The sequence below is a fragment of the Erythrobacter oryzae genome (assembly GCF_030271515.1).
GTDB classification, from domain to species: domain Bacteria; phylum Pseudomonadota; class Alphaproteobacteria; order Sphingomonadales; family Sphingomonadaceae; genus Erythrobacter; species Erythrobacter oryzae.
Window position 1 is genome coordinate 307,665 of record NZ_JASCXI010000004.1, and the last position, 12,650, is coordinate 320,314.

Annotated in this window: 10 protein-coding genes; 5 read left to right on the forward strand and 5 right to left on the reverse strand. The window is 67.7% G+C overall.

Annotated features, from left to right (window positions below):
• The first annotated feature begins 3 nt into the window (after positions 1 to 3).
• The 5 genes from PFX90_RS14085 to PFX90_RS14105 all read left to right on the forward strand — a co-directional run bounded on the left by PFX90_RS14085 (position 4) and on the right by PFX90_RS14105 (position 4,202).
• The gene (locus PFX90_RS14085; RefSeq protein ID WP_285713205.1) at positions 4 to 1,893 is read left to right on the forward strand and encodes a hydantoinase B/oxoprolinase family protein; all 1,890 of its coding nucleotides are present in this window, start codon (positions 4 to 6) and stop codon (positions 1,891 to 1,893) included.
• The gene (locus PFX90_RS14090) at positions 1,890 to 3,074 is read left to right on the forward strand and encodes a CaiB/BaiF CoA transferase family protein (protein WP_285713206.1); all 1,185 of its coding nucleotides are present in this window, start codon (positions 1,890 to 1,892) and stop codon (positions 3,072 to 3,074) included. Before PFX90_RS14085 ends, PFX90_RS14090 begins: the two co-directional genes overlap by 4 nt.
• Complete coding sequence (locus PFX90_RS14095; RefSeq protein ID WP_285713207.1) at positions 3,074 to 3,709, forward strand: isochorismatase family protein; 636 nt, start codon at positions 3,074 to 3,076, stop codon at positions 3,707 to 3,709. Before PFX90_RS14090 ends, PFX90_RS14095 begins: the two co-directional genes overlap by 1 nt.
• A 233-nt stretch (positions 3,710 to 3,942) precedes the next feature.
• Positions 3,943 to 4,056 carry an enoyl-CoA hydratase gene (locus PFX90_RS14100; RefSeq protein WP_285713208.1) on the forward strand — a complete coding sequence of 38 codons (114 nt, stop codon included), beginning with the start codon at positions 3,943 to 3,945 and terminating at the stop codon, positions 4,054 to 4,056.
• Between the two features lie 32 nt (positions 4,057 to 4,088).
• Positions 4,089 to 4,202: an enoyl-CoA hydratase gene (locus tag PFX90_RS14105; RefSeq protein ID WP_285713209.1), complete on the forward strand. Its 114-nt coding sequence runs from the start codon at positions 4,089 to 4,091 to the stop codon at positions 4,200 to 4,202.
• A 19-nt stretch (positions 4,203 to 4,221) separates the two neighbouring features.
• Here the strand turns inward: PFX90_RS14105 and PFX90_RS14110 are convergent, their stop codons facing one another.
• The 5 genes from PFX90_RS14110 to glgC all read right to left on the reverse strand — a co-directional run bounded on the left by PFX90_RS14110 (position 4,222) and on the right by glgC (position 12,638).
• Positions 4,222 to 6,420, reverse strand: a complete 2,199-nt coding sequence (locus PFX90_RS14110; protein ID WP_285713210.1) for a TonB-dependent receptor family protein — start codon at positions 6,418 to 6,420, stop codon at positions 4,222 to 4,224.
• An 89-nt stretch (positions 6,421 to 6,509) separates the two neighbouring features.
• Complete coding sequence (glgX, locus tag PFX90_RS14115) at positions 6,510 to 8,294, reverse strand: glycogen debranching protein GlgX (RefSeq protein WP_285713211.1); 1,785 nt, start codon at positions 8,292 to 8,294, stop codon at positions 6,510 to 6,512.
• Entirely contained in the window at positions 8,291 to 9,922 is a 1,632-nt protein-coding gene (locus PFX90_RS14120; protein WP_285713212.1) for an alpha-D-glucose phosphate-specific phosphoglucomutase, read from the reverse strand. Before PFX90_RS14120 ends, glgX begins: the two co-directional genes overlap by 4 nt.
• Positions 9,919 to 11,376, reverse strand: coding sequence for a glycogen synthase GlgA (gene glgA, locus PFX90_RS14125; protein WP_285713214.1), 1,458 nt, complete (start codon positions 11,374 to 11,376; stop codon positions 9,919 to 9,921). The genes PFX90_RS14120 and glgA overlap by 4 nt, the downstream gene beginning before the upstream one ends.
• Positions 11,373 to 12,638 (reverse strand): glucose-1-phosphate adenylyltransferase, encoded by a 1,266-nt coding sequence (gene glgC / locus PFX90_RS14130; protein ID WP_285713215.1) that lies wholly within the window; start codon positions 12,636 to 12,638, stop codon positions 11,373 to 11,375. The genes glgA and glgC overlap by 4 nt, the downstream gene beginning before the upstream one ends.
• Positions 12,639 to 12,650: the final 12 nt, after the last annotated feature.

A 12,650-nucleotide genomic window follows, 5' to 3' on the forward strand; every position in this document is an offset into this window, starting at 1 on the left:
CCCATGCCCGCACGCATCATCGAACCCAACACCACCCCCTTTGCCAAGGTCGCCATCGACCCGGTGACGCTCGACATCATCGAGAACGCGCTCAGGAACGCCCGCATCGAGATGGACGCGACCCTCGTGCGCACCGCCATGAGCCCCGGCATCCGCGAACAGGGCGACGCCTTCCCGCTGATCTCCGACCCCGCGGGCAAGATGATCGTCGGCCAGTTCGGCAGCTTCATCGACGGCTTTCTGAAGCAGTATGACGGCACGATCGAGGAGGGAGACATGATCTTCCTCTCCGATCCCTATTCCTGCGGCGGGGCGGTCAGCCACTCGAACGACTGGCTGGTGCTGCTCCCCGTGTTCAAGGACGGGCGGCTGCTCGCCTATACCGCGATGTTCGGACACCAGAGCGACATCGGCGGAAGCGTCCCCGGCTCGATGCCCATCGGCGCGTCCTCGATCTTCGAGGAAGGCGTGCGCATCCCGCCGGTGAAGATCTGGAAGAAGGGCGAATACAACGAAGACCTCATGAAGCTGGTGATGCACCAAACCCGCAAGCCCGACTGGTGTCAGGCCGACCTCAACGCGCTGATCGCCTCGTGCCGTGTCGCCGCGCGCCGCGTGATCGAGATGGCCGACCGCTTCGGTGATGACGTTTACGTCTCCGCCACGCAGGAACTGCTCGCCCGCAACCACCGCGCGATGAAGGCGCTGCTGGCGATGGCCGTGGCCGAGGAGCCGGTGAGTTTCGAGGATTACATCTGCGACGACGGCAAGGGCTACGGCCCCTACAAGATCCGCTGCACCATGTGGCGTGATGGGGACAAGGTGATCCTCGATTTCGAGGGCACCGATCCGCAATCGGCCGCCTCGATCAACTTTTTCCTCAATGAAAACATGTTCAAGATGTTCTTCGGCATCTACATGATCATGGTCTTCGATCCGCAGATCCTGTTCAATGACGGGTTCTACGATCTGATCGAGGTGCGCATTCCTTCCGGCTCGCTCCTGAAGCCGCACTTCCCCGCCGCGCTTTCGGGCCGCACCCACGCGCTGGGCCGGATCTTCGATATCCTCGGCGGGCTGCTCGGGCAGAAGACGCCGGAATTCCTCAACGCTGCCGGGTTCTCCTCCTCGCCGCACCTGTTCTATTCGGGCTGGGACGCGCGCGAGGATGGCAGCCGCGACTGGTTCCAGCTGTTCCAGATCGGCTTCGGCGGCATCCCCGGGCGGCCGCTGGGCGACGGGCCGGACGGGCACTCGCTGTGGCCGGGCTTCACCAATGTCCCCAACGAGTTCCTCGAACGCTACTTCCCCCTGCGGATCGAGCGCTATTCCACCGCTCCCGACAGCGGCGGGGCGGGCCTGCATCGCGGCGGCAACGGCATCCACATGACCTACCGTTTCCTCGCCGATGGCGAGATCGCGATCCACGATGACCGCTGGTTCGTGCCGCCTTGGGGCGTCAATGGCGGGCATCCGGGGGCGCGGGCGAGGAAGGTGCTGGAACGCGCGGACGGCTCGCAGGAAATCGTCGGCAACAAGGTCGAGAGCGTGGCGGTGAAGGCGGGCGACCTCCTCCACTTCATCACTTGGGGCGGCGGCGGCTGGGGCGATCCGCTGGCGCGCGACCCGGAACTGGTCGGCCTCGAAATCCGGCAGGGACTTGTGACGCCTGAAGGCGCGCGCGCCTATGGCGTGGTCGCGGATGGCGAAGGTGTGATCGACTCCGCCGCCACCGAAGCCCTGCGCGCCGAAATCGAAGCGGCGCGCGGCGAACTGCCGCTGTTCGACTACGGCCCCGGCATCGCTGCGCTGCGGGCGAATTGCGAGGCCGAAACGGGCCTCCCTGCCCCCGTCCAACCAGTGTGGAGCACCTTGCGGGAGGCAGCGGAATGAGCGGCGCTCTGGAAGGGATCAAGGTCGTCGAAATGGGCCAGCTGCTCGCCGGCCCCTTCTGCGGCCAGCTGCTCGGCGACATGGGCGCCGATGTCGTCAAGATCGAGCCGCCGGGTGCGGGCGATCCGATGCGCAATTGGGGCCAGGGCGACGAGAAGGTCCAATGGGAAGTGATCGCGCGCAACAAGCGTTCGGTCACCTGCAACCTGCGCGTGCCCGAGGGTCAGGCGCTGGCGAAGCGGCTGATCGCCGAGGCCGATGTGCTGATCGAGAACTTCAAGCCCGGCACGCTGGAACGCTGGGGCCTTTCTCCGGCGGAACTCCACGCGGTCAACCCCGGCCTCATCATCGCCCGCATGTCGGGCTATGGGCAGGACGGGCCTTACTCCGACCGCGCGGGCTTCGGCGGGATCGGCGAGGCGATGGGCGGATGGCGCTATATCGTCGGCGAGCCCGACCGGCCGCCGAGCCGCATGGGCATCTCGATCGGCGATACCCTGTGCGCGACCTATGGCTGCATGGGCGTGCTTGCCGCGCTCCACCACAGGTCGAAGACCGGCGAGGGTCAGGTGGTCGATTCCGCGCTTTACGAGGCGGTGTTGCAGGTGATGGAAGGCCTCGTGCCCGAATATGACCGCAACGGCGTGATCCGCGAACGCTCGGGCTCGGTGCTGAAGGGCATCGCGCCGTCGAACGTCTATACCTGCAAGGACGGCAGCTACATGATCGGCGGCAATGGCGACGCGATCTTCGCGCGGCTCTGCCAGGCGATGGGCCGCCCGGAACTGGCGCAGGACGAGCGCTATTCGACCCACATCGCGCGCGGGATCCATCAGGACGAATTGGACGCGCTGGTCAACGCATGGACGAGCACGCTGACGGTCGACGAGGTCGATGCGCTGATGACCGAATACTCGATCCCCGCAGGCCGCGTCTACCGCGCGCCCGAAATGCTCGCCGATCCGCACTTTCAGGCGCGCGAGGCGATCATCGAGGTCGAGACCCAGAAGCGCGGCAAGATCAAGATGCAGAACGCCTTCCCCAAGCTCTCGAAGACCCCGAGCACCATCCGCCGCCCTGCTCCCGCAGCGCCCGGGCAGGACAATGCCGAGGTCTTTGCCGAAAGGCTCGGGATGGGTGCCGAGGAGCTTGCGCGGCTGGCTGAGGCCGGGATCATCTGATGGGAGGCCCTTCGGCATCGGACAATTACGCAGGGGTCTATGAGGGGCGGCTCCAGCCCGGCAGCCGCCCTGCCCTGCTTATCGTCGATGTCGTGATGGCCTACCTGACCGAGGGCTCGGCGCTTTTCATGGAGACCGCTGTCGCGGCGCGTGACAGCAATGTCCGGCTCGCGGTGGCCGCGCGGGCGGCGGGCGTGCCGGTGGTGTTCACCAATGTCAGCTACAAACCGGACGGGTCGGACGGCGGGGTGTTCTACCGCAAGGTTCCTGCGCTCGCGGCCTTCATCGAGGGCTCGCCGCTGGGCGCCTTCCCGCCCGAGCTCACCCCCCAACCCGGCGAGGCCGTGTTCACCAAGCAATATCCCAGCGCCTTCTTCGGCACCCGGCTGGCAGAAGGGCTTCGTGCCGAGGGGATCGATACCCTGCTGATCACCGGCTATTCGACCTCCGGCTGCGTGCGCGCCTCGGCGCTCGATGCGATGCAATACGGCTTCGTGCCGCTGGTGGTGCGCGAGGCCTGTGCCGACCGCCATCCGGCCCCGCACGAGGCGAACCTGTTCGACCTTCAGGCCAAATATGCCGAGGTCATCTCCGAGGCCGAAGCGCTGGCCTATCTGGGCGGGCACACGGCCTGAATTTTGCTGCGACGGGGTCTCGGACAGACCCTCGCACATCCGCAAAAATCCGCTTCGCCAACACTTGGGAAATTCTCCCAAGCTTTCGTTCGGCTTAACGCCGCGTTGGCTGCGCGCAAGCTGCGGAACCGCAGAATTCCGGCATTTTTCGAGTTTGGCACGGTCGATGCAAGGTATCTGGCATCCCCGGGACGGTCCCGGGAAACACCGAAAACGCCAACAGGAGACTTCACATGTACGCCAACGAAACCGCCAACCGCTTCTTCGCCGCCGCTTTCTCGGTCGTGATCTCGGCAGCCTTCTTCGCTTACGCGATCATCCCCGCCAGCCCCTCGCTCGTCGCCTGATCGACCTGCAACCAGACCAAAGGACCACGACCATGTACGCTTCCGACACCGCCGCCCGCCTCGCTTCCGCTGCCTTCGCCGTTGTCCTGACGGTTGCCAGCCTCGCCTATGCGATCGTCCCGGCGAGCCCGACGCTGATGGCCTGATCGGGTCGGGAGGGTTCAATCAACCCTTCCACCCGATCGAGACAAAGAAATTACGCGGCGCGCCGGGATCGAACCCGCCGCCGCCGCCGGGGCGGACCCGGCTCGCATAGTCCGCATCGAACAGATTGTTCACCCCCGCCCCGATCGTGAAGCCGCCCGCGACGGGCCATTCGACCGAGGCATCGAACACCTCGTAACCGGGCAGGAAGAAGTCCGCGACGTTGTTGTCCGACCCCTGCTGATCGCCGACCGAGGTGAAGGTCAGCGCCGCGCGCGACCCGTCCTTGCCGATCCAAGCCAGCACCGAGCGCAGCAGATGCCCCGGCGCATATTGCGGGGTGAAGCCCGCCGCCACGCCATCGGTGAACTCGGCATCGAGCAGTTGCAGATTGGTCGAGAGGCGCACGGTGTTGTCGCTCTTCGCGAAACCGTCCGGCCCGACGAGATCGAGCCGCACCGCCAGGTCGATCCCCTGGTTGCGCATGTTCCCGACATTCTGCCGCCGCGCTCCGCCCGCGCCGACCGTGCCGAAGGGCGGCGAGGCCGGGAGCGGCCCGGCGAGAAAACCGACCTGATCCTCGAACTCCACGCGGAACAGCCCCGCATCGATCCGCACTGCCGGAATGGGCTCGGCCTGCACCCCGCCCTCGATGGTGAAGGCATAGGAGGCCTCGAAGGTCCCCGCCGCGTCGATCCCGGCCTGGAAGGTCACGCCGTCATTGTAGAGCAGCGGCTTGAAGGCGCGGCTGGCATTGGCGACGAAGCGCAAGGTGGGCGACGCGTCCCACGTCACCCCGATCCCGTAGAGCGGGACGGTCTGTGTGTCCTCGCGGTTGCCGAGCGTGCCGTTGGCCGCGCCCGGCCCGCCGCCGGTGGCGCTGCCGACGCCGAGGTCGAGCGTTTCGACCACCCGCTGACGCAGGCGCTCCAGACGGAAGCCCGGGACGATCTGCACATCGCCGAAGCCCAATTTGACCTCGCCGAACACCGCTGCCGTATCGCCGCTGCGCTGCGCCCGCGCGAGCGCGCCTGCGGTGCCGACGAAATCGGTATTGCTCGCGCCCTTGTCGACGAAGACCGGCGCATCCGAAGTGTGGCCGAGCACGCCGATGGTCAGCGAGTGCTGGCCCTGCCCGCCGAAATCGCGCCGCGCGCGCAGGTCGATGCCCGCAGTGTCGAATACCTGCAACTGGCGGATCAGCACGTTGGCGTCGGGTGTCACCTGGCCGAAGCTGCCACCCGCCTGACGCCAGCTTTCGCGCTCGAAGCGGCTGTAGAAGGCGCGCGCGGTGACGAGGGTGTTCTCGCCCGCCTGCCATTCGACCGCGAGGCTCGGTGCAAAGCGCTCGATCCGCACGCGGTCGCGCGAGAGCGAGCCGTCGCGGCGGTCGGCCTCGAGGCGGGCGCGGGTGAGGCCGCCGGGCTCGCCGAAGCGGCCGGTGTAGTAATCGAGGCTGAGGGTCGCGGTGACATCCTGCCCCAAGTAATGGCCGCGCAGGCGTGCGGTGGTCTGTTCGTGATCGGAATTGACGCGGCGCGGGCCGTCGCCTTCGGCGTAGTGGATGAAACCGTCGGCGGCGAGCGTGCCGTCCGAGGCGGCAAGGCTGGCGTAGCCCTGCCGCGCGTCCCAGCTGCCTGCGGTCAGCCGCGCCTCGGCGCCGACGCCGGCCTCGCGGCGCGGGCCCTTGAGCACGTAGTTGATCGCACCGCCCGGCTGCGGGCCGTAGAGCAGGCCCGAGGCGCCGCGGATGAATTCGATGCGCTCGACCGTCTCCAGCGGCGGGGTGAAGTAGCCCGCAGGGTAGGAATACATGTCGGGCACGGCGGGCACGGCGTCTTGCAGGGTGAGGACGTTCCAGCTCTCGTGCGGCTCGCCGAGGCCACGATAGGAAAGTGAGGCCCAAGAGCCGTTCGAGACCTCCGAGACCAGCAACCCCGGAATGTCGGCGAGCGCGACGCGCAGGTTGCGGGTGGGCACCGGCGGGATGTCGCCCAGCACCGCGATGTCGCCGAGCTTGCCCGCGAAGATCAGCGTCCCCGACTGGTCGGGCAAGCGGTCGCCATCACGGTCGGCGGTGACGATGATCGAGGTGGCCTGACCGGGGCCGCCCGATTCCGCACCGCCTTCCGGGGCCTCGCCGTTCGCCAGCGCGGGCGCGGCGGTGGTGGCGAGCAGAAGCGCAGCAAGCGAGGGGGCGGAAGGCAGGCGAGGGGACATCGGGACTCCGGATCGGGTCGGAAGGGGAGGCCCGCATTTCTTGCTATTGCGAATGATTGTCAATCTTTATTTCGGCTGAAATAGCGCCCTCATCCGCGCCGCCAAGACACCGTCCGCTCGCTGCGGCTGATGCGCAATTCCCCCTTGCCCGCCTCGGACGGAGAGCGATGGAGGAAGCCGTCGCTGCCCATGTCCTGCCATTGCCAGTCGGCCATTGGCTCGCCCGCCAGCGAGAGCCACTGGCCATCTTCCGGGAAGCGGAGAAAATCGCCCAACCGTTGGGCACGCTGGCGGGCGAGCGCGGCAACGTCAGCTTCCAGCGCGAGATCGCGCGCGGCCCAGTCGATGGGCATGTCCTGGCAATAGGCATTGTTGTTGCCCTGCTGGCTGAGGCCGAATTCGTCGCCTGCGGTCAGCATGATCGTGCCGGTCGAGGCGAACAGCGTGCCGAGCAGCGCGCGCAGGTCAGCGGCGCGGCGGGCGAGGATGGCGGGATCGTCGGTCGGACCTTCGATGCCGCAATTCCACGAATGGTTCTCGCCGTGCCCGTCGCGATTGTCCTCGCCGTTGGCGTGGTTGCAGCGGTGTTCGTAGGCGACCGTGTCGGCGAGGGTGAAGCCATCATGCGCAGCGAGGAAATTGACGCTGCGACAGTCCGCGCCGAACAGGTCGGAGGAGCCTGCAATGCGGGTGGCGAGCGTGCCGATGGTCGCCTCGCCCTTCCAGAAGCGGCGCACATCGTCGCGGTAGCGGTCGTTCCATTCGAGCCAGTTCGGCGGGAAGCGGCCCAGCTGGTAGCCGCCGGGGCCAATGTCCCAAGGCTCGGCGATCATGATGCGGTCGGCGAGGCAAGGTTCGGCGGCGAGTTCGACGAAGATCGGCGCTTGCGGGTCGAACCCCGGCCCGCGCGCGATCACCGGGGCGAGGTCGAAGCGGAAGCCGTCGATCCCGGCGTGGCGCACGAAATGGGTGAGCGTGTCGATCATCAGCCGGCGCATGGCGGGCTGGCTGAAATCGAGGGTGTTGCCGCAGCCGGTGTCGTTGATGAGGCTGCCATCGGGGGCGCGGGCATAGGCGGCGGGGTCGAGACCGCGCAGGGAGAGCGTGCCGCCGTGGACGTCACTCTCGCCCGAATGGTTGAAGACGAGGTCGAGGATTACGCCGATCCCCGCATTGTGCAGCGCCGCCACGCTCTCGCGCAGTTCGGCCACGCCGCCGGGGGCGAGGCCGGGATCGAGCGCCATCATCGCCACCGGATTGTACCCCCAGTGGTTGGCGAGGCCCAAGGGCGGCAGGTGGCGCTCGTCGATCCAGGCGACGATCGGCATCAGCTCGACGGCGCTGACGTGGAGTTTTTGCAGGTGCGCGATAACCGCCGGATGCGCGAGCGCGGCGATGGTGCCGCGCTGGGCGTGCGGAACATCGGGGTGCAGCAGGGTGAAGCTACGCACGTTGATCTCGTAGATCAGCCCGCCGCGCTGGAACAACGCAGGTTGATGCGTGACCTCCGGCAGCGCCCCCGGCACAATGACGCGCGGGACGAGACCGGCGGTGTCCTCGCCAAAGTGCGCGAGGCGCGGGTGCTGGATGAAGCGGCGGTCGAGTTCGAGCGCGTAAGGGTCGACCAGCAGCTTGGCCGGGTCGAACCACAGGTTGTGCTCCGGCGCATAGGTGCCGTGGGCGCGGTAGCCGTAGCGGGTGCCGGTGAGGTCGCCGGGAAGTTCCAGCGCCCAAACCTCGCCAGCGCGGATCATCGGAAAGCGGGTCTCGGCTTCGCCGTCGAACAGGCACAGGTCCACCGCCCCGGCCAGCGGCGCGCGCACTGCAAAGCGGGTGAAGCCGCCCTCGACCCGCGCGCCGAGCTGTGGTGTCACGTCACCACATCGGGCGCGGTGCGGCCCGTGTGCGTGGCGATGCCCGCCACGGCCTCGGCAGCGGCGATCAGGTCGGCGAGCATCGCGGGCGTTTCTTCGGCGAGCCGCCCGTCGGGCCCCTCGTAGCGCTCGAGATAGACCCGCAAGGTCGCGCCCTCGGTGCCCGTGCCCGAGAGGCGGAACACGATCCGCGAGCCGCAGGCGAAGATCACCCGCACGCCCTGATTGCGGCTTTGCGAGCCATCGACCGGATCGGTGTAGCCGAACTGGTCGGCGGCGCTCACCGTCAGCGGCCCGAAGGCCTTGCCCGGCAGACCCGCCAGCGAAGCCTCGAGCGCCGCCATCAGCGCGCCCGCCTTGTCGGTCGCGATCGCCTCGTAATCGTGGCGCGCGTAGTAGTTGCGCCCGAAGCGCGCCCAGTGCTCGGTGGCGATCTGCGCCACCGGCTTGCCGGTCACCGCAAGGATATTGAGCCACAGCAGCACCGCCCACAGCCCGTCCTTCTCGCGCACATGGTCGCTGCCGGTGCCGGCGCTTTCCTCGCCGCAGATCGTGGCCTTTCCGGCATCGAGCAGCGTGCCGAAAAACTTCCATCCCGTCGGTGTCTCCCACAAGGGAATGCCGAGCGCTTCGGCCACCCGATCCGCCGCCGCGCTGGTGGGCATCGAGCGGGCGATGCCCTTGAGGCCCCCGGCATAGGCGGGCGCAAGGTGCGCATTGGCCGCCAGCATCGCGAGCGAATCCGAGGGCGTGATGAAGACCCCCTTGCCGATGATGAGGTTGCGGTCCCCGTCCCCGTCAGAGGCCGCGCCCAGCGCAGGCGCCTCGGGCGACATCATCAGATCGTAGAGCACGCGGGCGTGGACGAGATTGGGGTCGGGGTGGTGCCCGCCGAAATCCTCGAGCGGGGTGCCATTGTGCACCGTGCCCGCCGGAAAGCCGAGGCGGCGCTCGAGGATCTCGTGCGCATAGGGCCCGGTCACCGCGTGCATCGCGTCGAAGGCCATCGACAGCCCCTGCCCCGCCGCCGCCCGGATCGCGGGGAAATCGAACAGCTCTTCCATCAGGTCGGCATAATCGGCGACGGAATCGATCACTTCGACCACCATGTTGCCGACCTGTGAGGTGCCGATGGTATCGAGATCGACATCATCACCGCTATCCACCATCAGCCAGCGGTCGATCACCTGCGTGCGGGCGTAGATCGCCTCGGTCACGGCTTCGGGCGCGGGGCCGCCATTGGCGATGTTGTACTTGATGCCGAAATCCTCGTCCGGCCCGCCGGGGTTGTGGCTGGCCGAGAGGATCAAGCCCCCGCTCGCGCCATATTTGCGGATCACGTGGCTGGCGGCGGGTGTCGAGAGGATACCGCCCTGCCCCACCAGCACCCGGGCATAGCCGTTCGCCGCCGCCATGCGGATCGCGCGGGCGATCACGGTGCGGTTGTGGAACCGCCCGTCGCCGCCGATCACCAGCGTCGATGCGGCAGGGCGCTCGGCCACGTCGAAGACGCTCTGGATGAAGTTCTCGGCGTAGCCCGGCTGCTGGAACACCCGCACCTTCTTGCGCAGGCCCGAGGTGCCGGGCTTCTGGCCCTCGAAGGGCGTGGTGGCGACGGTGGTGATCATCCCTGTTCCTCGATCAATTGGCGGTAGAGTGCGGCATAGGCAGCGCCGCTCGCATCCCATGAGAAATCCGCCTTCATCCCGTTGGTCTGGAGCCGCTTCCATGCGCCGGGTTGGTGGTAAAGCGCGACCGCGCGGCTGATGCCACCCGCCAGCGCGGCCGGGTTGACGGCATTGATCTGGACGCCGGTCGCGACCCCGGCGGCGAGCGCGGCGGGGTTGGCGTCGATCACCGTGTCGGCGAGCCCTCCGGTGCGCGAAACCACCGGCACGCAGCCATAGGCGAGGCCATAGAGCTGGGTAAGGCCGCAAGGCTCGAACCGGCTCGGGATCAGGATCGCATCGCCCCCGCCCTGAAGCGCGTGCGAGAGCGCCTCGTCATAGCCGATCCGCACCCCCACCCGGCCCGGATGGCGCGCGGCGGCGGCGTGGAAGCGCTGTTCGATCTCCGCATCGCCCGACCCCAGCAACGCCAGCCGCGCGCCGATCCCGACGAGGTGATCGAGCACCTCGGCGAGCACGTCCATGCCCTTCTGCCACGTCAGCCGGCTGACGACGACGAACAGGGGGCCATCGTCGCGGGTCAGCCCGAACTCCTGTTCGACCGCGCGCTTGTTCTTCGCCCGCCCGGCCAGCTTTCCGGCGGTGTAGCGCGCGGCGAGGTGCGGGTCGGTGGCGGGGTTCCACTCCGCGGTGTCGATCCCGTTGAGGATGCCGTGGACCCGGTTCGAGCGGGCGAGGATCAACCCCTCCAGCCCCATCCCGAATTCGACCGAGCGGATCTCGCCCGCATAGGTCGGGCTGACCGTGGTGATCGCATCGGCCAGCTGCATCCCCGCCTTGAGGAAGCCGACCCCGCCATAGCTCTCGACCCCGTCGACGGTCCATGCCGAGGGCGGCAGGCCGAGCTCTCGGAACACCTCGCCGGGGAAATAGCCCTGGAAGGCCATGTTGTGGATCGTGATGACACTCGGCACCGCCTTCCCGCCCGCTAGCGGCGCGAGGCGCAGGTAGGCCGGGACCATGCCCGCCTGCCAGTCGTGTGCGTGGACGAGATCGAAGCTGCGGCCCTTGACCGCGCCGCCGCCGATATCCGCCGCCGCGCGCGCGCAGGCGGCAAAGCGGCGCCAGTTGTCGTCCCAGTCGCGCCCGCTCGCGTCGCCGTAAGGCCCGCCCTCGCGTCCGAACAGCGCAGGCGCATCGAGCACCAGCAACGGATGCTCGCCGAGCTTGCCCGCCAGCAGCCGCGCCGGGGTGCCGAGCAGCGCGTCCCACTTGTGCACCGCGCGCGTCTTGCCGAGCTTCGCCAGCACCGCCGGATAGCCCGGGAGCAAGGTCGTCACCTCCACCCCCTGCGCGGCGAGTGCGGCAGGCAGCGCCCCCGCCACGTCGGCCAGCCCGCCGGTCTTGACCAGCGGAGCTGCCTCCGAGGCGACCGAGAGAACCTTCAGGCTCACAGCTTGAGGCGCGCCATCATGTCGCGGGTAACCAGCACCACGCCCTTTTCCGACACGCGGAAGCGGCGCGCGTCGAGTTCGGGATCCTCGCCGATCACGAGGCCCTCGGGAATGCGCACCCCGCTGTCGATGATGACCCGGCTGAGCCGCGCACCGCGCCCGATGTTGCAATAGGGCAGGATCACCGCCTCCTTGACGTTGGAATAGCTGCCGATCTTGACGCCGGTGAACAGGAGGCTGCGGCGCACTTCGGAGCCTGAGATGATGCAGTCCCCCGACACCAGCGAGGACACGGCAAAGCCGCGCCGCCCGTCCTCGTCATGGACAAACTTGGCAGGCGCGGCGACCACCGCGTCGGTCCAGATCGGCCAGTCGCGATCGTAGAGGTTGAGCTTGGGTACCGTATCGGTGAGGTCGAGGTTCGCCTCGAAATAGGCGTCCAGCGTCCCGACATCGCGCCAGTATTCCTCGATTTCCTCGGCGGCGCGGATGCAGGAATTGGTGAAGCGGTGCGCGACCGCTTTGCCGTGCTTGACGATATAGGGAATGATGTCCCCGCCGAAATCGCGCTTGGAGTTCGGATCGTCGGCATCGCGGCGCAGCTGTTCGAACAGGAAATCGGTGTTGAAGACGTAGATCCCCATCGAGGCCAGCGCCATGCCCTCATTGCCCGGAATGCCGGGGGGATCCTTGGGCTTCTCGACGAAGGCGGTGATGGTGTCCTTGTCGTCGACCTGCATGACGCCGAACCCGGTCGCTTCCATCCGCGGCACGACCAGACAGCCCACGGTCACGTCCGCGCCCGAATTGACGTGCTGCTGCAGCATCAATTCGTAGTCCATCTTGTAGATGTGGTCGCCCGCGAGGATCACCATGTACTTGGGCGCGAGGCTGGCGATGATGTCGATGTTCTGGAACACCGCGTCGGCGGTGCCTTCGTACCACTGGTTTTCCGACACGCGCTGGCTCGCGGGCAGGATGTCGAAGCTCTCGTTGCGCTCGGGCCGCAGGAAGGTCCAGGCGCGCTGCATGTGGCGGATGAGCGAGTGGGCCTTGTACTGCGTTGCCACCCCGATGCGGCGGATACCGGAGTTGATCGCGTTCGACAGCGCGAAGTCGATGATGCGCGATTTGCCGCCGAAATAGACCGCAGGCTTGGCGCGCCGGTCGGTCAGTTCCATCAGTCGGCTGCCGCGCCCTCCGGCGAGCACATAGGCCATCGCGTCACGCGCCAGCGGCCTCCCAGACGTTCTCTCGATCATCCCATTCTCTCC